At 56.0% G+C, this 24,582-nt stretch carries 13 protein-coding genes; 5 read left to right on the forward strand and 8 right to left on the reverse strand.

Translation table 11 applies throughout. The annotated features are described in order from the left end of the window. Window positions 1-74 precede the first annotated feature (74 nt). The 6 genes from Pla52o_RS04135 to Pla52o_RS04160 form a co-directional block, all read right to left on the reverse strand. Window positions 75-9,734, reverse strand: a complete 9,660-nt coding sequence (locus Pla52o_RS04135) for a tandem-95 repeat protein (RefSeq protein ID WP_146593272.1) — start codon at window positions 9,732-9,734, stop codon at window positions 75-77. A gap of 94 nt (window positions 9,735-9,828) precedes the next feature. Further along, window positions 9,829-11,367 carry an outer membrane beta-barrel protein gene (locus Pla52o_RS04140; RefSeq protein ID WP_146593273.1) on the reverse strand — a complete coding sequence of 513 codons (1,539 nt, stop codon included), beginning with the start codon at window positions 11,365-11,367 and terminating at the stop codon, window positions 9,829-9,831. 218 nt (window positions 11,368-11,585) lie between these two features. Continuing rightward, window positions 11,586-13,019, reverse strand: coding sequence for a class I adenylate-forming enzyme family protein (locus Pla52o_RS04145; RefSeq protein ID WP_146593274.1), 1,434 nt, complete (start codon window positions 13,017-13,019; stop codon window positions 11,586-11,588). Between the two features lie 279 nt (window positions 13,020-13,298). Then, a complete protein-coding gene (gene fba, locus Pla52o_RS04150; protein ID WP_146593275.1) occupies window positions 13,299-14,321 on the reverse strand; it encodes a class II fructose-bisphosphate aldolase in 1,023 nt (340 codons plus the stop codon). Between the two features lie 185 nt (window positions 14,322-14,506). Then, entirely contained in the window at window positions 14,507-16,477 is a 1,971-nt protein-coding gene (locus Pla52o_RS04155; protein WP_146593276.1) for a YjhG/YagF family D-xylonate dehydratase, read from the reverse strand. A 105-nt stretch (window positions 16,478-16,582) separates the two neighbouring features. Further along, window positions 16,583-17,251: a zinc metallopeptidase gene (locus tag Pla52o_RS04160; RefSeq protein ID WP_146593277.1), complete on the reverse strand. Its 669-nt coding sequence runs from the start codon at window positions 17,249-17,251 to the stop codon at window positions 16,583-16,585. Between the two features lie 431 nt (window positions 17,252-17,682). On the opposite strand from Pla52o_RS04160, the gene Pla52o_RS04165 reads away from it, so the two are divergent. Both Pla52o_RS04165 and Pla52o_RS04170 read left to right on the forward strand, forming a co-directional pair. Beyond that, window positions 17,683-18,786 (forward strand): phosphatidate cytidylyltransferase, encoded by a 1,104-nt coding sequence (locus tag Pla52o_RS04165; RefSeq protein WP_231612069.1) that lies wholly within the window; start codon window positions 17,683-17,685, stop codon window positions 18,784-18,786. Beyond that, window positions 18,783-19,571, forward strand: a complete 789-nt coding sequence (locus Pla52o_RS04170; protein ID WP_146593278.1) for a TatD family hydrolase — start codon at window positions 18,783-18,785, stop codon at window positions 19,569-19,571. The genes Pla52o_RS04165 and Pla52o_RS04170 overlap by 4 nt, the downstream gene beginning before the upstream one ends. 217 nt (window positions 19,572-19,788) lie before the next feature. On the opposite strand, the gene Pla52o_RS04175 is transcribed toward Pla52o_RS04170, so the two are convergent. Beyond that, window positions 19,789-20,118, reverse strand: coding sequence for a nucleotide pyrophosphohydrolase (locus tag Pla52o_RS04175; protein WP_146593279.1), 330 nt, complete (start codon window positions 20,116-20,118; stop codon window positions 19,789-19,791). A gap of 23 nt (window positions 20,119-20,141) precedes the next feature. Between Pla52o_RS04175 and Pla52o_RS04180 the strand changes: the two genes are divergently transcribed. Further along, window positions 20,142-20,831 carry a hypothetical protein gene (locus tag Pla52o_RS04180; RefSeq protein WP_146593280.1) on the forward strand — a complete coding sequence of 230 codons (690 nt, stop codon included), beginning with the start codon at window positions 20,142-20,144 and terminating at the stop codon, window positions 20,829-20,831. Between the two features lie 67 nt (window positions 20,832-20,898). Further along, the gene (locus Pla52o_RS04185) at window positions 20,899-22,332 is read left to right on the forward strand and encodes a phytoene desaturase family protein (protein WP_146593281.1); all 1,434 of its coding nucleotides are present in this window, start codon (window positions 20,899-20,901) and stop codon (window positions 22,330-22,332) included. Between the two features lie 22 nt (window positions 22,333-22,354). Here the strand turns inward: Pla52o_RS04185 and Pla52o_RS04190 are convergent, their stop codons facing one another. Beyond that, complete coding sequence (locus tag Pla52o_RS04190; protein WP_146593282.1) at window positions 22,355-22,933, reverse strand: DUF4416 family protein; 579 nt, start codon at window positions 22,931-22,933, stop codon at window positions 22,355-22,357. Between the two features lie 183 nt (window positions 22,934-23,116). On the opposite strand from Pla52o_RS04190, the gene Pla52o_RS04195 reads away from it, so the two are divergent. Beyond that, window positions 23,117-24,229, forward strand: coding sequence for a pyridoxal phosphate-dependent aminotransferase (locus Pla52o_RS04195; protein ID WP_146593283.1), 1,113 nt, complete (start codon window positions 23,117-23,119; stop codon window positions 24,227-24,229). Window positions 24,230-24,582 lie beyond the last annotated feature (353 nt).

Consider the following 24,582-nt stretch of genomic DNA (forward strand, 5'->3'; position numbering starts at 1 on the left):
TTTCGGCAGAAGCAATACCCGCCATGCACGGCAACAAGCAAAGGCCAATGATAATGAGTTTGCGATGCATGTTTTTATCGTTCGCTGATCCAATCTGTGAGTGCGGCGTCAAACACGTGCGCGGATGAATTTGATGATTCGTCAGTGTCAGGAAGCCGACGTTTCCCCGTCGATAGAACCGTGTTCATTAGGTCGTCGACCGCATGGTTGTGGTCTTTGCCGAGGATATGATTGAACTCGTGTAGGATCGTGGTCAGTAGGTCGATGTGATCGTCCGGTACTTCGTCCACTTCGTCAACCGCGGGCGTTGGGTCGACAAACCAACCGTGGTTGGCTGCGTTGACGTCGATTTGGATGGCGTCCTCGGTAGTTGAACCGAGCAGGTTTCCGTCTAAATCAGTGATCTCGATCCGCGTGTTTTCAATTTGCTCAATTTGGGCATCGCTGATTCCCGTTGCCGCTAAACGCGAGATGGCTTCATCAACAATCGGTTGCAATTGATCGGTTGTGAGCACCGCGTGGCAGACATGATTGTTTGCTGTCGTAGCGGCGCGGAGATCGCTGGTTCCGACGTTCAGGGTGCTGAGGGTGATGAGTTCGACTTTGGTTTGAATGGTGCCGTTCGAACTGGTGCTACTGCTGCGGTGATGTTGAGTTTCGCTGGCACCGACGCCGATGAACAGTCGCTCGTCGGTCGGAACGTCTTCGACAACGATGCGAGTCGCTGTTGATGATACCGTCTGTTCGGCAATTTCCTCATTGTCGCCTTGGCCAGGAGCATTCTCGATTTGAACGAAGCCAAAGATTCCATCGACCGAAAGCTGTGGTTCCCAAGAGATCTCCAGGTTCGGATCGCTCGCGGAAATTGTGGCACCGGGTGTGGGGCTTGTCACCACAGGAGCGTCGGGCAGTGATGCATCTAGCAAATCGCTGATGTTAAAGGTGACAGTGAATTGTCGATCGATCGTGCCGTCGTCTTCGTAATCGACGTCAACCGTGTACGTTCCATTGTTGGCAGCGATAAGTTCGGCAAGGGTGTCAAACTGGTGCTCGAGGAAAACGTGGGCTGCTTCTTCGTTGTCGCTTTCAACGCCGCCGCCGGGTCGCGTGACGCTGATCGTCGACGCACCGGTGATGTTGGGGCCGTAAGCGGAAAACTCAATGTTGTTCAGATAGAAGTCGTCGCCACCGTCCATTTCAACGCGATAAACCTCCATCTCGGCTTCACCAGCAAGATGGTTGGGATGCCAATCTACTTGTGATGCGGACATGTCGTAGCCGAGAACGATATGCGATCCGGCTGCGGTCGCGCGGATGTCCAGTTCCGAGTCCGAAGGACGACGGGCGAGTGTTTCCAGCGTTTGCCACGAACTACCATCAAATTGATAGGCAACCAAATGATTTGCGATCTCGCTGGTTGTGTTCCAATCGTTCCCAAGCAGCGTCGCGTCGTACTTGAGCGAAAGGTCGGCGTGATCGAATGCGACGGCGTTGCCTGCCGCGTCGTCGACGATGAACTCCCATGACTGAACGACGTCGAACCCGCTTGGCTGTTGCACGGTGCTGCGTAGATCGAGGGTCGCATCAAAATCGCCGTAAGCGACATATTGCCATTCCGCGCCCGTAAAGACTTGATATTCGAACTTGAAGTTTGCCTGATTGGCCAGCCCTTCAACGACGAAGTCCACACCGCCGACGGCATCGTTGCCACCGCCGAACGCACCGGATGGCTCAGCGGGGCTGATCGCTTTCACATGATCGTCGATCTCGATTGTTGTGACCGAGAGGGTGGAGAGGCCGAATGTGACGTTGGCCACATCACTGCCGCCGGTTTGCTCGACGCGAGAAGGCAGCTGATGACTAGGCGCGGCGATGATGTTCAGCTCGAGACCCGTCGGCAACGCTGGCGTCGTCAGGCTTGCTGCACCTTCAAAGTTGGTCTCAAAGAACCAGACGTCCAGGTCCCCGTTACCGACTTCGACAAACACTTCGTCGGCAGTGGGATGTTCAGGCAAGGTGATCGTCAATTCGCGATTGTCCGCAGTGAGGACGGCCCCGTCAGCGGGCGTCGTCGGCGAGATTGCGGCGGGGAACATTGACGCGATGATCGCCGCCGTATCGAGCTGGATTGTGATGGTCTCGTCGATCGAGTCATCACCATCGAAGTCGAATTCAAACAGGAAGTTGCCGTCTAGCAACGCGACGAAATCGGTCAGCGATTGGTCTTCTTCGGCATCGATGCCAATCCACTCATCGCCGCCGCCCATGCCATGCACTCGCGGTTCCGAATCCATGGGCGTCGTTACGTACAAGACTGTCTGATAGTCGGCTCGATCGTCGAGCGTATCGATTTCAATGTTAAAGGCAATGAAAGACTCGCCACTAAATTCACCTTGAACGAAACCAAACTCAATATCCGCGATTGCTGCGGTCTCGGCGGGCTCCACCGAGGCTTCCGTTCCTCGGACCTCCACTTCATCGATGACCACGATCGCGTTCGGGTTGCCGACGGCGAGGATCGCGTAAACCGAATTGGTAAAGGCCGCTACATTGAATCCATTGAGCTGGCTGTTGGGGATCAAGCCGCTATCGAGTTCGTTGTCGCCCTGCTTGGCTCTGATTTGCACGCCCGAAGATTCGATCGACAGAGTCAGTTCCACTGGTTGCGTGGAATCGTAGCCGGAAAGCTGCAATCCCGAGTAGTAAGAATCGTCATCAGGAGAGCTGAGTTTGATCTGTCCATCGGAGTGGAAATCGAGGCCGACCCCCGCGCTGGATTCGAGTTCGATGAAGCCAACGTAGGTGTTTGCTCCCGCTGATAGACTATCGAGGGTAACGCTGAACGTTGCCGGGCCGCCGGGCAGATCGATCGCGGTTTCGGGATAGGCGATGGTCGTCCAGTCGTCATCGGTCGCGCCGGCGAGCATCGTCAAGCTCGATCCCGCCTCCACAATCGACCCGCCGTTTTCGAGCACGGTCCAGCTTTCAGGCACGCCGCCGGTACCATTACTGAAATCGTCATCGATCAGTACTGCTAGATCATCCTGTATGGCGATCGTGAATGAAGATGTACCAATCGAGTTGGTGAAGAACGACAAGTTAACGAGTCCATCGGTGCTGGCCGTTATCGCTAGATCGTCGCGGCGGAAGTTGGCTTGCACGCTAGCGAGAAGAGGCTGGTCGGTCGGAAGTGAGTCGGTGGTGACACTCGTTGCGGTGCCTGCTAGTTGCGGTTGCGCCCACCAAATCTCGTCCAAGTTTTCGATGCCGGCTCCTTCAACTAAATTCGCTGAAACATAAATGCTCTCCGCACCACTGATCTCGTTCCAAGCGATCGTGGGCGTCGTGTCATCGATCTCCCCACTGGGGCTGGCCACGACCGGGTAACTAGGGAACGAGTCCGCAGTAAAGCCTTCAAGATTGACGTCGATCGTGAAGGTTTCCTCGTAGGCACCATCACCGTCGTGGTCGATTCCAAATTCATGAATACCGTCGTGGGCATCCATGAATTCGGAAAACGAGGTGTAATGGAAGCCAGCGGCTTGATGTTCCCCATCAACGTCCGGACGCATGAACTCCGTATCGTCCACTCGCTTCAAGTCAATTCGCGTCGCGTCGGTATGATTCGATCCCGAAGCGTTCAGGTCAAAGTAGCTCAAGTAGACCACTTGTCCGTTGATGTCAGCCTTGCCGATCTCCAGGATCACGTCCGCTAGTATCGGTTGGGATGCATCGTTAACCGTAATCGTGATGTTCTCGCTGTCCGTGGTGGTACCATCGTTGACAATGACATCGAATGTGAACGAACTGCCGCCATCGGTCTCACTTGGCGTCCACTCGAACACGCTCGCTGACGAGATGTGAGCGGAGTCTGGTGCATTCTGGCTGAGACTGAATGACAGCGTGTCGGCTGGCAGGTCTGCATCGGTTGCTGTGACCGCAAACGTTAACAATTGGCCCTCGTCAACGCTGTGGTGGCCGATTGCGTCGAGGACGGGTGGATCGTTGACTTCGGCGATCGTCCATGTGATTGTTTCATAGTCGTTGGCTTGACCATCGGAGACGACGACGTTGAAGGTGAACACACCCTGCTGATCTTCACTGGGAGTCCAAGAGAACTCACCACCGGTGGTGATCGCAGCACCGTCAGGCACGTTGCCATCCAGGCTGAAGGTCAGCGTATCGGAGGGGAGATCGCTGTCGGTTGCTGCCGCGGTAAACGAGAGGAGTTCGTTTTCGTTGCTGGTCTGGTCGCCGATTGCGTCGAGGACGGGTGGATCGTTGACTTCGGCGATCGTCCATGTGATTGTTTCATAGTCGTTGGCTTGACCATCGGAGACCACGACGTTGAAGGTGAAAGCACCCTGTTGATCTTCACTGGGAGTCCAAGAGAACTCGCCACCGCTAGTGATCGCAGCACCGTCAGGCACGTTTCCGGTCAGGCTGAAGGTCAACGTATCGAAGGGGAGATCTCCGTCGGTCGCTGTGGCGGTAAACGAGAGGAGATCATGTTCGTTGCCGCTGTGGTCGCCGATCGCATCGAGGACGGGTGGATCGTTGACTTCGGCGATCGTCCAAGTGATTGTTTCATAGTCGTTGGCTTGGCCATCGGAGACGACGACGTCGAAGGTGAAAACTCCCTGCTGATCTTCGTTAGGCGTCCAAGAGAACTCGCCATCGGTGGTGATCGCAGCACCGTCAGGCACGTTTCCGGTCAGGCTGAAGGTCAGGTCTTGGAATGGTCGATCGGGATCACCGCTGATCGCATTGAAGGTATGGAGTTGACCTTCGCTGAGCGTTTGATCGCCGATCGCGTCGAGGATGGGTGGATCGTTGACTTCCGCGATTGTCCATGTGATGGTTTCATAATCGTTGGCTTGGCCATCGGAGACCACGACGTTGAAGGTGAAAACTCCCTGTTGATCTTCACTGGGAGTCCAAGAGAACTCTCCATCGGTGGTGATCGCAGCACCGTCAGGCACGTTTCCATCCAGGCTGAAGGTCTGCGTATCGGAGGGGAGATCGCTGTCGGTTGCTGTGGCCGTGAACGAGAGGAGTTCGTGTTCGTTGCCGGCCTGGTCGCCGATCGCATCAAGGACGGGAGCATCGTTGACTTCCGCGATTGTCCAGGTGATGGTTTCATAATCGTTGGCTTGGCCATCGGAGACCACGACATTGAACACAAAGGTGCCCTGTTGGTCTTCGCTGGGCGTCCATGTGAACACGCCACCGCTGGTGATCGCCGCACCAGCAGGCACGTTGCCGTCCAGGCTGAACGTCAACGTGTCGGAGGGGAGATCGCTGTCGGTCGCTGTAGCGGTGAATGAGATGAGTTCGTGTTCGTTGCCGGTCTGGTCGGGAATCGTTGTCAGTACGGGCGAGTTGTTGACGTCGGCGACCGTCACGGTGATTGTTTCGGTTGCGGTCAAATCACCATCGGTGACGACGATATCAAATGTGTAGCTGCCGGGACCTTGTGACTCAGTGGGCGTCCAGGTGAATTCGCCACTTTGGGTGATCGCAGCGCCGGCGGCCGCATTAGAACCCAAGCTAAACGCAAGCGTGTTGGCGGGGAGGTCAGCGTCGGTTGCCGTCGCGGTGAAGTGGAGTTGGGAACCTTCGTCAATCGAATGATCGTCGATCGAATCGAGTACGGGGGCGGTGTTGACTTCGTTGACCGTGACCGTGATTGATTGACGATCGTCGGTGTCGCCATCCGAAACAATCACGTCAAACACAAACGTGCCGGCTCCATGTGCCTCAGTGGGCGTCCAGCTGAACTCACCGTCGGATGTCATGCTGGCCCCGAAGTGTTGGTCGCCTTCAAGAGAGAACGTCAGTTCGTCTGACGCGGTCTCCTCGTCCGTGGCTGTCGCGGCAAATCTCAGTGTTTGCAACTCATCAACGGTTTGATTGGAAAGCGTCGCCAGTACCGGTGAATCGTTGACCGGATCAACGGTGATCGTGATCGTTTGCGACGGAGATGCATCAATCCCCGTATTGTCGGTGCCGCCATTGTCACGCAGTGTTACCAGCATGGTTGCGGTGCCGTGCGCGTTGTCGGCAGACGTGAAGGTTAAGTTGCCATTTGCGTCAATCGTCGGTGCGGTCGCGAACAGGGCCGCGTTGGAGTTGTTGGTGATCTCAAACGTCAACGTCTGCGAGGACTCATCCGCCGGGCCCGTTGAGAGTTCACTGGCGAAACCGGTTACGGTTTGCGTTCCTGCATCTTCATCCACCGTCACGGTTGTGTGCTCCAGCGTGAAGGAAGGGGCATCGTTGACGGGAGGTGCCACCGTGATCACAAAGGTTTGCGAGGGCGAGGTGTCAACGCCGCCATGATCTGTTCCACCATCATCGTGAAGGACAACCGTGATGGTTGCGGTGCCTGTTAGATCATCGGCAGGTGTGTAAGTCAGTTCGCCCGCTGAGTTGATCGTGGGCGGTACGGCGAATAGATTTGCGTTGGTGTTGCCGGTGACTTCGAAAGTTAACGTTTGCCCCGATTCATCGGCTGGACCGGGTGATAGGTTGGTAGCGAAACTAGAAAGGGTCTGTGTCCCGCTGTCTTCGGGAACGCTGGCGGGATCTGCCGAAATCGTGAACGAAGGTGCGTCGTTGACAGGCACCACTTCAATTGTGAATGTTTGCGTTTCAGAGGTATCCATGCCTCCGTCCGTTGTCCCGCCGTCATCACTAAGGTTGACGGTGATGTTGGCGGTCCCGAGGGCACCGTCTGCAAGTGTGTAGGTCAGATTGCCGGTTGCGTCGAGTTGCGGCAAGACAGCAAAGATCGCTTCGTTGTCGTTGGAGAGAATTGTGAACGCGACGACTTGATCGGATTCTGTGGGGTCTGGTCCGGGAGTCACGTCGGTAGCGAAGGCGGTGATGGATTGCGGCCCACCGTCTTCCAAGGTGGTATGAACCAAGGACGGCAAGATGAACTCGGGGGCGTCATTGACCGGTGTGGTTGCCTTGAGTCCTGTGTTGCCCGTGATGTTGAACTTCACTGTCGCAGTGGTGTCGGCGTTGAAACCGGCATTGTTCAGCTTCACCGTGCCACCATTGTTGCCGGTGATCGTCACTGCCGCTTCGTCAGAACCTTGAAGGGTAAGTTCACTGTTTTCATCAAACGCAATCGTCGAGGCAGCGGTGTTCAGAATTTCCAACAGCGAGCCGCCGTCCTGGTCGATGTCCAGGTCGTCGAACTGGAATGAGGCGGTACCTCCATCGATCTGAATCGCCGTTCCGGCATTGGTTTGGCCATCGGCACTTCCGATATCAGTGCTCTTGATCGTGATCGTCCCCGTGACGTTTCGAAGTCGAATGCCTTCGTTGTCATTCGTACCGCCACTGGTCACGATGATGGTGAATTCAATGACCAAATCACCCGCGTTGTCGCCCGCGATCCCAGCACTGGCGACCGGGTCCAAGGTCACGCCACCAATCGTGTTGCCCGTTGCGACGGTGAGCACGTCACCGGTCGTATTGGTAATCGTGGGCGAAATCGCGTTGATGGCAGGTAAAGCGTCACTGCCTGCGGGAACGGTGATGTCGATACCCGCGAGGTAGGCTTCCAGTGTCGTCCCGGCGAGTCCCGAGCCGATGAAGACTTGGTCATCTTCGAGATGAAAGCCGCCGTCGTTATGGACTCCATAAGTGACATCATAGGGAGTCACCGTGCCGACGACAAAAATAATGTCGCCCGAAGCGTCCGCGTCGGGATCCGTTTCAACGTTGTTCAGGGCGGTAAAGTTTTGAAAGGGTAAGGCCAGCGAACCGTCACCACCGGGCGCCGCCGAATTGTCGACGACCCAGAGTGATTGATCGATCGAAATCGTCGCGGTTTGTTGATGCGTCGCACCGTCGGAGTCGGCGATGGTGAACAGAAACGTCGTCGTCCCTTCGAAACCGGTTTGAGGGACATAACGGAACGTTTCGGCCACGTTGTCAAAGGTGAGAGTGCCCACACCGGTCGTGGAATCAATGGATTCAACCGAGAGCACGTCATCCCCTACGTCGGTGGCGCCGGCGAGCAATGTCGACCAAGCTCGCGAGAGTGGCACGTTCCCGAGCGCGTTGATGGTTTGTGCGGCGGCCACAGGAGCCACGTTGTTGACCACTAAAGCGAACGTGGCAGTGGTGGCTGCTGTGTCATTGTCGGTCGCGGTGATGGTCACCGTTTGGCTTTCGTCCGGTCCATCGGTGCTGTCGTACGACCATGACCAGGTTCCGTCATTGTTGTCCGTGATCGTGCCGAAGTCGGCAGTCAGTGTGACGGTATCACCGCTCGCATCCGAGTAAGTGCCGGTGTTGGTTGCCGTTTGACCTTCGTCGACCGTCACGGTGGCGTTGTTCGCTGCGACGATGGGGGCGACGTTGTTGACGATCAAGCCGAATGTGGTCGTTGTCGCGACGGAATCGCTATCGGTGGCGGTGATGGTGACCGTTTGACTCTCGGTTGGGCCATCGGTGCTGTCGAACGACCATGACCATGTGCCATTGAGATTGTCCGTGATAGTCCCGACCGAAGCTGAGAGAGTCACCGTGTCGTCACCGCCGTCGCTGAACGCTCCCGTGTTGTTCGCGGTGACGCCTTCGTTGACCGTGACGGATGAATTATCGGCTGCCACGATTGGAGCGGCGTTGCTAACGGTGACCGAGTGTGTTCCGGCGGTATGCGTGCCATCTTCATCAATGACCGACACGGTGACTGTGTAGTCGTTCGGACCATCGGCATAGGTATGTGTTTTGAGTCCCGCCGTGCCAGGCGTTTCGAGTGGGGTGCCGTCGCCCCAATCGATGGTGTAGCCGGTGACCGTATCGTCGCCTGGATCGGTCACACTACCGAGGGTCAGCTCGTAAAGAATTCCTTCAACGGCGCTCCCACTGCCGGTCAAGGCAATGGTCGGTGCGACGTTGGTGACGGTGAATTGAAACGTCACGTCGTTGCTCGCCGCCATTGCGTCCGTCGCGGTGATCGTAATCGCACGCATTGCCGCGTCATCGGTCGTCGCTAGCGACCACGACCATGTCCCGTCGAGATTGTCGGTGACGTTGCCTTCGCTGGCCGTGAGTGTAATGGTGTCACCACTGTCGACGTCGGCAAACGTGCCTGTATGGGTCGCGGTCGATCCTTCGGTTGCTGTTGCCGTGGCGGCACCGGAAATCGTCGGTGCGTCGTTGGCCCCGGTGATCGTGACAATCACGGTGCCGGTACTGTGACCATTTTTGGAATCGTCAAGCGAATAATAAAAGGTGTCGATGGCGGTTTGGCCATCGGCGAGTTGCTCGAACGCTCCGTTGGGATCGTAGGTGATTGTGCCCGTGAGTGAATCGAAGGAGACAAGGCCGAGTGTTCCCGTGTTGGACACGGCGATAATCGAAAGTGTGCCGCTATCGTCTGGGTCACTGTCATTGACGAGCAAATCCGCCACGTTGATTGTAATCGCGGGGCCGTCCTCATTCGCAACGTCCGAGTCATCGCCAGCAATCGGGTTTTGATTGTTGACCCCAGGGACATTGCTGGTGCCAATCGAGCTTCCGCCACCGCCGATCCCGTCAACATAGCCTTGCTGTACCGTGCCGCCACCATTTGGATCGAATAAGTCCACATCGCCACTGCCGCTGAGATCGATACGGAAGCCATCGACGGCTAACAATTGACGTTGTTCGAGCGTCTCAACGAAAAGTTGACGACGAAGTTTACGTTGTGCTTGCTGGTACCGAATCATCAGGCTTCCTGCCAAGTAGAGGGCTCGATCTTTCAAGCCAATGAATTTTGTTACTAACGGTTGACTTACCAAACTTGAAACATCTGCAGCGTTTTTAAAACAGAACGATCAAGTCCATTGCGATCGTCAGCTGATCTTGATCACTGCGATCATCGAATGGGCGAATTCCGGCGATCCCGCCCGGAACACTTGCATTGCTTTGGACATCCGAACCGTCCCAGCGAATTTCGTTTCGAAACAACACGTTTGGGTGCGGTTTATAGTTAACTCCCCCTGTAATGGCGTAGTAGTCACTGCCAAGGAAGGCAGGACCCGAATTTACGTATTCGATTGGTACACCAACGCGACTATTTCCGTCATCGCGGAACCATTCGACACGCATTCCCGATGCCCACTGGTGGCTAATTTGATAGACAAGATATTGATTCAGCCCCCACCACTGACCCGCATCAAACGCAATCGTATTGTTGGAATTGTCCAGCTTGATTACCGCTTGCTCTTGCCGCCCATAATCACCCTGAAATACATAATAGAGTTTGGTGTTGAGATAATGCTTCAACACGATACTTGCCCAAGTCCGGCTATCGTAACTTGTGCCTTGGCTGGTGGTGATGCCCGTGAAGTCGTCCCCGGTATGAGCTGTTAACGCAATCGTAGTTTGCCCCTCGTTCAACTCCTTCACGATTCCAAATCGAGTTCCCCATCCGTCCAATTCGTTGTAGAACGAATCCCACCCCGTCGTCGCTGCAACAGCAACCGACAACGTTGGAGTCAACTTTGCATGCCACATTCCCCCAGAGTGTGTAAACGGTTCGCCGTACACGTAAGTGTAAGAATGGGAGTAGAAAAAGTTGTCGGGTGCAGCAAATGTTTCATAGCCACCCAGAGCATAGAAATGCCCCGCTCGAAATGTGCTGCCATAGGGGCCTAGCGGAGTTGCAATGTCCAAATACGCCTGCGGCATGGCCAGTCCAAACTTCGATGTTTCACTATTCCACTTGCGAGTCCGGTCATTGTGTTTCTCTAAACCTGGAACCGTTACAAAACGACTGTCCGTTCCGTAGTTTAGATCCACTCGGGCACCCCAATCCCAACCCGTGCCATCGACTTGAACTTGCTTGCCGGCGTACACGTAGAATTGGTTGAGTTGGTAGTCGTTGGATCGATCATTGAATAGCACCGGAGCATTGGAATGGTTTCGTGGACTGTCGGGATTCAGCGTCACGCCTTGCTGAATCCAACCACCTAGCTGAAAGGGCCGCCGATTAAATCCCCAACGCTGTTCCTGAAGGTCACAGGTCCTACAGTGCAACGGTTGAAATTCACCATCCGAAAGATAGCTCCACGTTTCCCCCTCGGAGTCGGTAACATCTTGGTTGTTGGTGTCATGGGCTATTGCCGACGTCCGATCGCTCCATGGCATGATCGCGTCCGCATTTTGATTCGTTCCATTCCCATGGAACTGCCACGGGGTTTCCACGACAAGAGGCTGAGGTACTTCGCTGTGATTACCGGCGGTTGGCGATTGTGCGATCGCTGATGGCGGGGACAACCACTTCACCATCGCGAGGATGACGACTCCGCGAGCAATGTTGGCGACGGTACCTCGACGCGTCTGGATGAGTGAAAACATGCGAACCAACTTTTTCGGGGAAAAACTAGATTTCGCATTGGATTTACTAAAGAACCCAAAGGGGGGGCAACACTGTCCCTCGTAAAAAAACACTAAGTTTTCATTTAAAATCCTTTGGAATGACTGAAAATGGCCATGGATGCATCGCTTTCTTCCGGTTTTCCACTTGGGTAAAGCGAACCGAAGCAATTCGAGAGCATCTTCGCCTCGAATGCGTTTTATGCTTTTGGCGAGAAGCGATTATGGAGAATGCGGCTGCGGCAAATTGTCCCTTTTGTCGTCAACTCGCCTTGGAGTGCACTCAGCGGCGGCGAAAAGAATTGAAGCTGATCAGGGACCTGCCACGACACCTCGTTCGCCAACATTTGATGCACACTCATCTCGATTTTGCTGGGGTCAGAGTCGCTCTCAATATCAAGCCACAATTCCAGCGTGCCGCCCCGATAGGTGAGCATCGAATGTCGGACGCGGGGCAGTTGGTTGATTCGCTGTTCAATCGACGCGGGGAAAATTTTGTGGCCATTGTTCAGCACGATCACATCATCGCTACGACCTAAGATTCGAAACTGGTTCGACCGGGGATCGATCTCCACTAGGTCGCCCGTTTCGAACCAGCCATCGCGGTCAATCCGTTGCTCGGTCGCTGCGGGATCATCCCAGTAACCGAGCATCACGTGATCGCCGCGGACAAACAATCGTCCATCGCGAATGTCGATTTCCCAGCCGTCGACGGGGCAACCGACAAGTCCGGGCTGCGGGTCGTGGGGAGTTGCACTGCAAATCACCGGGCCGGTCTCGGTGCACCCGTAACCTTGAATCACGGTGACGCCTCGTTCCGTCCAGCGATGGAACGTTTCGGTGGTGAGCCCCGCACCGCCGCAACCAAGAATTTTTAATCGCCCCAGACCAAACGAATGGGCCTCTTCATTGAGAAGCCGATTAGCCAAGCTCGGGACGACGTTGGCCAAAGTCGGTTGGACGTGCGCGGCCAGTTGTTTCCAGCCCGCGTAACCATAGCTCAGCACAAGGGTACAGCCACTCAATAGCCAAGTGCCGAGGTCACAGGTCCGCGCGTAGGCATGAGCCAGTGGCAGGCTGGTGAGCCGCACGTCCGTGGGCGATTGTGGAACCGCTTTGAGTTTCGCGTAGGCGTTTTTGGCGAGCGTTTCGTGAGAGAGCGTGACCCCTTTGGGAGTCCCGCTGGTGCCGCTGGTCCATAGAATCAGCGCAGGCGATTTGGGAAGTGTCGCTGTTCGCTCCGCGAACATTGCGTCATCGGCAAATTTCGCGGAGCGAAAGGAGGCCGCGGATTCGTCGTCGATCCAGTGACCGCCGACGCGGTCCCAACATGCTCGTTGGTGTGCCGGGCTGGTCTTGCTGCTGATTGGAACATGGATCGCACCGACGCGTGCGGTGGCGAGGGTTAACACCACATCGTCGATCGTGTTGCTGCTGGCGTAGCCGATGCGTTTTGGCAAAGCAGGCGATGACGCGAAGAGGTTATCAAGATGGGCTGCAGTTGCCTCGACGAGCGATGCCAATTCACGCCACGATCGCGAGCAACGTTGCTCGTTTTCCCAAGTGATTAAGGCAACCGAATCGGCTCGCGATTGCACGTGTTCGTCAAACGCAGCGAGCAGATTCGTGTGCATAAGATTTGCCCCACGGGGGCAGTTCGACGCTAGCGGACCCGTGTCATCTCGCTTGGTAGCGGCGGGGAAAAACGTTCAAATTCGACCGGGCGGCTTGTGCCGCACCGCTATAAAGCCTTCCCCAATAAGAGTTGGGGAAGGGGGACAACGATGGACAGGCTAGCGCATTTTTAGATAGGTCGTAGGGCCGGTTCCTACCGGCCAGCTTGTGATTGGCCGGTGGGAACCGGCCCTACATTCCACATCAATTTTTAATACGCTCTCAAAGCCGAAGCCGCTTTAGGCGTTCGCGCCGAGGGTCTTGCGCAGCTTAGCGGCGTTGCCGGCTTGGCCGAACGCGACCATGCGTGCCACGCAAACGTCCTTCATCGCGGTGCGAGCTGGCTTCAAGTAAGCGCGTGGATCGAAGGCCGACTTGTCTTCGGTCAATACCTTGCGGATCGCACCGGTGATCGCCATACGGCAATCGGTGTCAACGTTGATCTTGCGAACACCGCTCTTGATACCGCGTTGAATTTCTTCGACGGGCACGCCGTAGGTTTGCTTCATTTCACCACCGTACTGGTTGATGATGTCTTGAAGCTCTTGTGGCACGCTGCTGCTGCCGTGCATGACCAAGTGAGTGTTAGGGCATTTTGCGTGAATCTCTTCGATTCGGCTCATCGCCAAAACTTCACCGGTGGGCTTCTTGGTGAACTTGTACGCGCCGTGGCTAGTGCCGATCGCAACGGCCAATGCATCGACGCCGGTTTCGGCAACAAAACGAGCCGCTTCATCGGGATCGGTCAACAATTGATCGTGAGTCAAAACGCCTTCGGCACCGTGACCGTCTTCTTGCTCGCCGCCACCCGATTCGAGCGAACCGAGGCAACCGAGTTCGCCTTCAACGCTGACGCCGCGAGCGTGAGCGGCTTTGACCACTTCGGCGGTCACGCGAACGTTGTAATCGTAATCGGCTGGGGTCTTGCCGTCCGCTTCGAGCGAGCCGTCCATCATCACGCTGGTGAAACCATTGTCGATCGCTGACAAGCAAGTCTCAGGGCTGTTGCCGTGATCTTGGTGCATCACGATCGGAATGTGTGGGTACAACTCGGTCGCTGCGATCATCAGGTGACGCAGGTAGTTGTCTTGGGTGTAAGCACGAGCGCCACGCGATGCTTGGATGATCACGGGCGAATCGGTTTCTTCGGCCGCCTCCATGATCGCTTGAATCTGTTCCATGTTGTTGACGTTGAACGCGGCAACGCCGTAATTGTTTTCAGCCGCGTGATCGAGAACAACGCGAAGAGGAACCAAAGCCATGACTAGCTACCTAAGGTACTTGAGGTGATGTAATTGAATTAGCAAGTGACCCCCGAATTATCACTGAGTGGCCTAGTCCCGCAAGGGCTTTTCGCTGTAGGGGGAGAGGACAACGGAAATGGAGTTTGCTAGCCGCGGAGCGTGGGGGAGAGACCGGATCGGCTAGCTATTGCGCAACGGCATGTTCATTGCCCCTGTCTCGCTTTTAGGCCCGCTTGGAGCGTCGCTACGATCTCATCCACATCGTAAACACAGCCGCCCCAAGTTCCGCCGCCCACTTGTTGCAGGGCTGCCCATAGACGTGTGTCCTCGGGCATGTTCGCTTCCACACAGAGCCCCGGATGAGGGGGGCGTGAGGCAAAGATCTCTTCGGCCGAGGATTCCGGGGCCTCGGCGGCTTGGACTAAATCGACCCGTCCCGACAACGACACGCGGTCGATCTCGATCTCGATCAGGTCGCCATCGCGGACTTTCGCAATCGGTCCTCCGGCTAGCGCTTCGGGCCCAACGTGGCCAATGCAGGCCCCTGTGCTGACGCCTGAAAAACGAGCGTCCGTGATCAAAGCGACGTCCTTTCCAAACGACAAGTATTTCAGCGCCGAGGTGATCTGATACGTTTCTTCCATCCCACAGCCGAGCGGGCCGCGACCAATCAAGACGATCACATCACCCGCTTGAATCGCTGGTTCGGTTTGTCCTTTGATCGCGGCGATGGCATCGCGTTCGGTCGTGAATACTCGCGCCGGACCTCGTTTGCGATAAATATTGTCCTCGTCGATCACACTTGGATCGATCGACGTCGACTTGATAACCGAGCCTTCGGGGCAAAGATTGCCGCTGGGAAAACAAACCGTGCTGGTCATGCCACGACGGGTGGCCTCGGCGGGGGCAATGATCACTTCATCGGGATCGACACCGTCGGCTTGCGCGAGTCGATCGCGACAAATTTGGCGGCGATCGCTGGTGATCCATTGGTCGATTAACTCGTTCCACGTTTGACCGGTGATGGTGAGTGCATTGGCGCGAAGCAGTCCCAATTCACGCAAATGCCACGCGACTTCGGGGACGCCGCCGGCCAAAAACAATCGCACCGTGGGATGCCCGACCGGACCATTGGGTAAGCAGTCCACGAAGCGAGGCACCAACTGGTTGATCTTGCGAAACGCGGCGGCATCGGGACGCTTCAATCCTGCCGCGGCAGCGATCGCGGGAATGTGCAGCAGCAAGTTCGTGCTGCCGCCGACCGCCGCGTGAATCAACATCGCGTTATAGATCGCATCGTCGGTCAACACGTCACGAAGGGTTTGCCCACGCAGCACCATTTGCCGGGAAGCTTCCGCCGAATCGCGGGCCAACTTCGTCCAAATCGGTTGACCGCTGGGGGCGAGCGCCGCATGCGGTACGGTCATTCCGAGGGCTTCGGCGACGACTTGGCTGGTCGCAGCGGTCCCCAAAAATTGGCAACCTCCGCCCGGCGTTCCACACGCTCGGCAACCTTCGAGTGAGGCTTCTTCCAAGGACATTTCGCCCCGTGAATAACGCACACCGATCGTTTGTACTTTGCCCGCATCTTCGCCGACTGCGGGGGGCAGCGTGACGCCGCCGGGGACCAATACGTTGGCCAGACCACTGCATCCCGCCAAGGCCATCATCATCGCTGGCAATCCTTTGTCGCACGTTGCGATGCCAATCACCCCTTTGCGGCGCGGCAGCGAGCGGATCAGGCGTCGCATCACCATCGCCGCGTCGTTTCGATACGGCAACGAATCGAACATTCCCTGCGTGCCCTGCGTGCGGCCGTCACAGGGATCGCTGACGAAGGCAGCAAAGGGGACCCCTTCGTTTTTACAGATCTGTTCCGCCGCCGCCTGGACCAACAGCCCGACTTCCCAGTGTCCGGTGTGATAGCCCAACGCGACCGGAGAACCGTCCGGATTCCGCACGCCTCCCTGGGTGCTGAGGATCAGATATTGGTCGCCGAGCACCCGCCGTGGATCGAAGCCCATGCCGACGCTTTGCGTTAACCCAAATAAATCGCCGCTGCTCCAATTACGCAGGATTTCATCGCTAAGCGGAAGTTTTCCGGTCGGTCCGGCGGCCTTGGTTTGGACGGCGGATACGTTTTCGAGAGCACCGAAGTAATTAGGTTCGCTCATGGGGGGACACCACAAAAAAACGGTAGGACGAGGGGGGATCGTCCTACCGTAGCTTGAAATGATCTGCGAGGGAACTCGGCGACAGACTGGAAGCCTAACCCATGTTTAGCGGCGATCGCCTAACAGGATGAATAGGTAATACGCCAACGTCATGATCGACTGCAGCGTCGCGGCAACGTAGGTCAATGCCGCCGCATTGAGAACTTTGGCGACGTAATGCTCTTCGTTGCCCGCGATAATTCCCTGAGAAACAAGTTGCTCGCGAGCCCGTGAGCTGGCGTTAAATTCGACCGGCAAGTTGATCACTTGGAAAAAAACGACCGCCGCGAACAAAATGACGCCAATCCAAGCCAACGCCGGGATGCCGAACCACATCCCGCCCAACAGCATCCAAATCCCGGCACCCGAACCAAAGTTCGCTGCCGGTACCGCGGCGTTGCGAATCATCAGCGGTGCATAACTTTGAGCGTCCTGGAAGGCGTGCCCCGCTTCGTGACAAGCAACGCCGACCGCCGCCATGGTATGCCCGTTATAAACGTCGCTGCTCAGCCGCAATACTTTCGCTCGCGGGTCGTAGTGATCGCTCAATCTGCCGCCAACTTGCTCGATTCCGACCGAGTTCAGCCCAGCACTATCGAGCATCCGGCGAGCCGCTTGGGCCCCCGACATCCGAGTTGATATTTTGCTCATTTGCGTAAATGCCGACTTCACCTTCCACTGGGCGTAAAGACCAAGCAGAAAGGGGGGCAATGCAAACAAAAAGTAAAGCATCATTGGCTCTCTATCACCTCATTTGGGTAAACACACACTTCGACGCCAAAACGACAGCGCAAAGCGATACAGTGCGATACACGCAACTTGTGGACCATTCGTAACAGCTAGCGTCAATCTTGGTAGCGTAACGCCAAAATTGTCTGGATCGGAGGATCGATAAATCGAATCGGGGCACGCTCGTCAGATTGTAGGCTCAGCCATTACAATTCGAGGCACAATGAGCTGGGGCGTACGCCTTCGCACTCCGAGAATTCTGGAACCCCCCCGAGAATTCTGGTTTGTTGGCGACTTGGTTTGGCGGTAACCTCGTTCATTTTAACCACTAGGCCCCCCGTTTGTTCTGTCGCCGGATGGTTGACAAACTAACGTGTTTTCGGCGGCCATGACCGTCGTCATTCGCGGCTGACCACTGCATTGCATTGAAAGTTTTCGTGAACGTTTTAAGCCAACTTGCCATTTCAACGACCGATTTAACGTCGTCGATGAACCCTACTTTTTCCCTGTCAGGGGGATGTGGTCTGCTAGCAAACGCTCAGTGGTTGTCCAATCGCACCTACATTCTGCTAGCTGTCATTTTGACGGCGCTTGGGATTGCCACGATTGTTGGGGAAGTGCTTTCGCGACGCGAACCGATGGGGATCGAGTCGGCGCTGATCGCTCGTTTCAACCACAAAGTGCGTGTTTGGTGGATGATGCTAGCCATCTTTGTCTTCGGCTTTGTGCTCCATCGGGTCGGGGTCGTGGTGCTGTTTGGATTCGTCTCGTTTTGGGCGTTACGTGAGTTTATTACGATGACGCCGACACGGCGTGGAGACCATCGGACGCTGTTTTGGGTGTTTTTTGTCTTCACCCCGCTGCAATACATTTTGATTGGGTTGGGCAGTAGCGCTCCAAGTTGGATCACGTCAGACCCGAACCGCGATTTCTATGATTTCTATAGCATCATGATTCCGGTCTATGCGAGTTTGTTCATCCCGGCGCGGGCGGCGATCGCGGGCGACTACAAGCGGTTCCTCGAACGCAGTGCAAAAATCCAATCGGGGTTGCTGATCTGCGTTTATTCGCTCAGCTACGCTCCAGCCCTATTGGATCTCGATTTGGTACAAACCGGAAACATTCCTTGGGACGGCAGCAATGTGAGTCTGTTGGTTTTCTTTGTATTAATTGCACAGCTTGCCTCGGTGTTTGAACGGACCTGGGGCAAGCTCGCGGGCCGCAAAGTGATCGCCGAGAAAATCAATGCCTCACGAACCTGGGAAGGCTTTTTGGGCTCGATGGTGACCACCGGACTCGTTGCGGCAGCACTCTCATGGGCCACGCCGTTTCATCCTTGGGAAGCTTGGGTCCTGGGGGCGATTGTGACCGTGATGGCATGTGCCGGAACGATGACGATCAGTGCGATCAAACGCGACCGAGGCGTGACCGATACTGGCACGCTCGTGCAAGGTCACGCGGGATTGTTGGACCAGATCGACTCCATGTGTTTTGCAGCTCCCGTCTTCTATCACCTCACTCGATTCTTTTGGTCAGCATGACGCTTACTCTTTTCGACACTCACGCCCATCTCAATACCGATGCCTTTGATGGAATCGTTGACGAAGTGATCACGCGATCCCAGGAAGCGGGCGTCGTTGGTATCAACGTGGTCGGGGTGGATGTAAAGACCAGCCGGCGAGCGTGCGAGCTTGCCGTGGAGTATCCGGATTACTTGTTCGCCACGATCGGGATTCAGCCCAACTCGGCCGCCGAAGCCGCCGAGGGGGACTTTGCTTTGATTGAAGCGATGGTCAACCAGCCGGGCGTGAAAGCGATTGGCGAAACGGGATTGGATTGTTATTGGGACGACACGCCGTTGCCGATGCAACACGATTACTTTGATCGCCACATGCAATTGTGTCGCGACACAGGGCTGCCCATGGTGATCCATATGCGTGAAAGTGGCGACTTGATTGTCGAACAATTGCGACGGCAATCATCCGTGCCGGCAGGCATCATGCACTCGTTCACGGGCGATCTGGAGCTGGGCAAACAGTGTCTAGAGATGGGGCTGCACCTCAGCTTTGCGGGGATGGTGACGTTTAAAAAGAGCGATGAATTGCGTGCGGTCGCGGCGATGGTCCCGGATGACAAACTGCTCATCGAAACCGACGCCCCCTATCTCAGTCCCGAACCGCTGCGCGGCAAACGGCCCAACGAACCAGCTCGGGTCGCTCACACGCTTCGTTGTCTGGCCGATGTCCGCAACGTTTCCCCCGAGCGGTTGGCGGCGATCACGACCGAAAACGCTCGCCGTTTGTTCGGCTTGCCAATGTCTTCGTAGCGAAGGTCGCTAAGCCGTTCGCGACGCTGCACGATTCCACCTCCCCAAAACTTGTTTGGGGGAGGTCAGAGCGAGCGCTAACAAGCTCTGGGAGGGGCCTCGTTGTGTTAGAGATGGATCGTGCAAGCTCAGTTCCGCCAACCCTCGTGCGGCCGATTCTCCCAACGGAACGGTAGATCTCTCAGCGGAACGGTAGATTCAGCGACGCCGAGGCGTATTACGGCGCGGGGTACTTCACCGCATTTCGGATCATTTTTGCTCGCAGCGTCTCGCTCAGATCGATCTCCATCGCGTTGGCGATTGCGATCACGTAAGCCAAGCAATCTGCGAGTTCTTCGCCAGCGTCGTGTTTGCGTTTTTCATCCAGTTTGACTTTGGCGCCTTCTTCGAGCGTCAACCACTGGAAATGCTCCATCAACTCGGCCGCTTCAATCGCGAGCGACATCGATAAATTTTTAGGGTTGTGGAATTGATGCCAATCTCGCTCGGCCACAAATTTCTCGACCAGGATTCGTAGTTCATTGACCGAGGTTGTTTCATCGCTCATGGTTCACACTCTACAATCTTGGCATGGATGATCCATCAACCGCACCGCAACACCGTCCGCAGGGACGTGCACGCCGGCAATGGAGTTTGCGTGAGTTTTTGGGGCTGGTCACGATCGGGATGTTGGGGGTCGCGTTGGTCGTCTTGCTCGGTCGGGTGCGGCGGGCGGAAACGGAACTCGTTCGCTTGCGTCAGGAACATGGCTACTTAGAGCCCTCCACCGCAGAGGAAATCGCCGCTTCGCGTGCTCCGTCGGACCAACCGCTGACCTATCGGGCTCGTGTTCGAGTCCCGGATCAACCGCGTTACCGGGTGTGTTATAGCACATGGTGGCCTAAGAATACGTCAGCTCCCGAGTGGTTTGCCGCCGTCGATCTGCCTCCTGGAGAATCGGTCGTCACGGTGAAAATTGGTTCCGATCCAAGGGATTCGCAGTGGAAGATTACCGCGACGGTCCAGAGCGAGCGGGGGACCAAACGTTTGGCGACGGTTTTGCCGGCCGAGCATGTCACGATTTTTCGCGGCACGCATGACGCGCTGCGATTGGGAATCGGCAACGAGACGGTGCGAGCAGGAACATCGAGCTCGATTCGATTGATCGACGATCGCTGGCTGGCCGGAAATGCAGGCGTTCTCTTGTACGGGGACAAACCGCCGTCGGAAAACCAAGTGGGGGTTTTTGCAGAGCTGCAGCCCGATCAAGGCCCTATCTAAACAATCGTCGTTTTGCTGTATCTTTTAGCCTCCCTCTGTTTCTCCCTTTGTTTTTGTAGCTTCATCGATGGCAAAAGATTTCCTAAAAGGTGCCGCGGACGAATATGACGTGGTCGTGATTGGCAGCGGACTTGCCGGAATGACCTCCGCGAACATTCTCGGCCGCGCCGGGCATCGCGTTTTGTTGCTCGAACAGCACTACAAACTTGGGGGATTGGCGACGTGGTTCCTACGCCCCGGCGGCCACATCTTCGATGTCTCGCTGCACGGGTTTCCTCACGGAATGATCAAGTCGTGTCGCCGTTATTGGAATCGCGACATCGCCGATCGTATTGTCCAACTGAAAAACATTCGCTTCGATAACCCTCAGTTTTCGCTCACGACAAGCTTCAATCGCGAAGACTTCACGCGATTGTTGACCACCGACTTTGGAATCGCGCCGGAGACTGTCAAGGAGTTCTTCGATACCGCGCGAAACATGAACTTTTATGACGACCAACAAGTCACGACTCGTCAATTGTTCGATCGTTTCTTTCCCGGTCGCGATGACGTCGTGCGATTGTTGATGGAACCGATCACCTATGCCAACGGTTCAACGCTCGAAGACCCCGCGATCACTTACGGGATCGTGTTTAGTAACTTCATGAGCAAGGGCGTGTTTATCTACGAAGGGGGCACCGAGGACCTCGTTGCTCGAATGAAGAAGGAACTCGAATCGAACAATGTCGACATTCGTATCCGCTGTGGCGTCGACAAAATCAACGTCAAAGACGGCAGTGTGAACTCGGTCGAAGTTAACGGTCGCACGATTCGTTGTCGCGCCGTGGTCAGTAACGCGAACCTAAAAACGACCGTGCTAAAGATGCTCGGCAGCGAAGTGCTCGACAAAGACTATGTCGAACGAACCGACGGTGTGCGGCTGAATAACAGCAGCACTCAAGTCTATATGGCGCTAAAAGAAGGGGAAGAGATCGATGAGTCGGGCGGCGATTTGTTCTTCACCAGTACGGCCAAAGAATTTCGCACCGATTTGCTGTTGAGTCGTGATATCACCAGCCGCACGTTCAGTTTCTACTATCCTCGCACGCGGCCCGAGAAAAAGAAGGATCGTTATGCGATTGTCAGCAGCACCAATGCGAACTGGTCGGACTGGGCCGATTTGAATGAACAGGACTACCAGACCAGTAAACAAGACCTCGTGGAAACGACCATCGAAGCGTTAGAGAAATATATCCCCGGAGTGCGAGACAAAATCGACCGCGCCGAAGCGGCGACCCCGCGAACGTTCAATCATTACACGCGGCATGAGTTGGGAGCCAGTTTTGGAACCAAATTCGAAGGGCTCGGCGTCAGCCGCGAATTGCCTCAACAAGTCGGTGGCATGTACCACGCCGGCAGCGTCGGGATCATCATGAGCGGATGGCTCGGGGCGATCAACTATGGGGTTATCGTCAGCAACGAAGTCGATCAATTATTGGTCAGCACGGCAAACCAACACTAGCACCCGCGGCCCCTCGACGCATTCATGCGCTGGGCTTGCTAGAGGGGCGGTTTCGGAATTTGCGAATGGACTTTAAGTGTTCACGCAAATGGTTGCGACACTGCCCTGCAAATAGCTTGACATCCTCGGTGCGGTAATCGGGATAGGTCCAACGATGGTCAACCCACTGGCGATGGACATAGGTGAGCGTGACCTCGGCGAACATACCGTCACGAAGGTAGATGCGATGGTCGCGATCTTTTGTCGTGGCTAAGACCAATTTGGCTTGGGTGACGTAGCCGGGGTCGAGGTTGAGTGGCCGTGCGTCTTCGCTGGCGATCTGCTTGGCGCAATCAAGTTCCCAGAGGTTGGTTTGCGTCTTCCAGGCCGCCAATTCCGAGGGGTCGCAGAACTCGCGAAATCCGATGATGGTTTTCTCAAGCCCGCCGCCCATCTCGCGGGTGTAATACCCACCGGCTTCAAAAGGCATCCGCGGGGTTTGCACGAAGGGATCGCCCCAGGCCTGGGTGAGCCGATCGACGGCCCAATCACGCGCCGCATCGTGACGCGTGATCACCGCACAAAATCGCACCACGGGTTCAACGTACTGAATCACTGCCATCGGTTGGGTTAACTCTACGGGATTTAGTTAGAAGGGACACTAGAGTAATCTATGCGCACGAGGACAATGTCGTTTTCGTGGTGAGTGGCAAATGATTTCGCGGCGGCTGCGTCCCTAAAAAGGGGTGGTCGCCCCACCGCTCACGGACTTTTCCATCCCCGTTCTTTGCCATTAAGTTACATCATGCATCCTTGGATCGCCGACCGCACCACCACTTTTGATAGCAGCGGAATTCGTAAGGTTTTTGACTTGGCGGCAAAGTTGAAGGATCCCGTCAATCTCTCGATCGGTCAACCCGATTTCGATGTTCCTGAATCGATTCAAGACGCGGCGATCGAGGCCATTCGCGGGGGCAAGAACGCCTACTCGCCGACCCAAGGGATCGCGCCGCTGCGGGAGGCGTTGCGGCAAGAAATTGCCCAAAAGTATCCCCACGAGGACCGGGACGTTTTTATCAGCAGCGGGACCAGCGGCGGATTGATGTTGGCGATCCTGTCGATGGTTAATCCTGGAGATGAGGTCATTTTTCTTGACCCCTACTTCGTAATGTATCCTGCGCTTTTGAAAATGTGCGGTGGGGTTCCGGTGGCGGTCGATTCGTATCCCGATTTTCGCCTGGACGTCAACAAGATTGCCGCTGCGATCACGCCGCGTACGAAAATGATCCTGCTCAATAGCCCGGCAAATCCAACCGGAGTGACGGCGACCGAGGCCGAGCTGAAAGCGGTCGCAGAGCTTGCCGCGGAAAAGAATATCGCGCTGTTGTCGGACGAAATCTACAGTCGCTTTTTCTACGACGGTGAATTCGCCTCGCCCGCTTCCTTCAACGACCAAACGATCGTGATTGATGGCTTTAGTAAAAGCCATGCGATGACCGGATGGCGCGTCGGTTTCGTGCATGGTCCCAGCGAAATCATTCGCACCATGTTGAAAATTCAACAATACACCTTCGTGTGCGCGCCGCAGCCAGCCCAATGGGGAGCCTTGCGGGCAATGGAGGTCAACCTCCGTGGACACATCGAGGACTATCAACGCAAACGAGACTTGGTCTACGATGCGCTGGCGGATTGCTACGAAATCGCAAAGCCGGGGGGCGCATTTTACATGTTCCCCAAAGCGCCGATCGAAAGTGGCGAGAAGTTCGTTGAACAGGCGATAGAGCGGGGACTGCTGATCATTCCAGGCAATATCTTTAGCGCTCGCGATACTCACTTTCGAATCAGTTTTGCGGCCAGCGACGAACAACTCAAACGCGGCGTCGAGATTCTGCGATCGATGGCCGGGGCCTCGCTGTAGAGCGGCTTCGTCGTAGGTCCCCCTCGCTGGGATTCCGGCGAGTCGCGAAGGGAGACTGTTAACGCCGGCGAGCAACAACGTGGACGACCCGAGAGTCGAGCTAAAAATCGATCCCGTTGTCCGGGAAATGCAGGAGGGGCGAACGGTTGCTTTTCACGCCCCCGCGAGGGCGAAGACGTTCCAACGACAGCGGTTTTCAAAAGGGGGGAGCAAATGGCCCAGCAACACGCTGGGCACGCTACGTGACCGAGGCATATGCATTGTGTCGCTGGAAAAAGGGGGGGCTGCCTGCTGCGGACTGAAAAAGTGAGCGGCGAATTCGCTTAGTCACGCTCCATAGCCGAAGAGAGCCA

Origin of the sequence: Novipirellula galeiformis (assembly GCF_007860095.1) — a bacterium.
GTDB lineage: Bacteria > Planctomycetota > Planctomycetia > Pirellulales > Pirellulaceae > Novipirellula > Novipirellula galeiformis.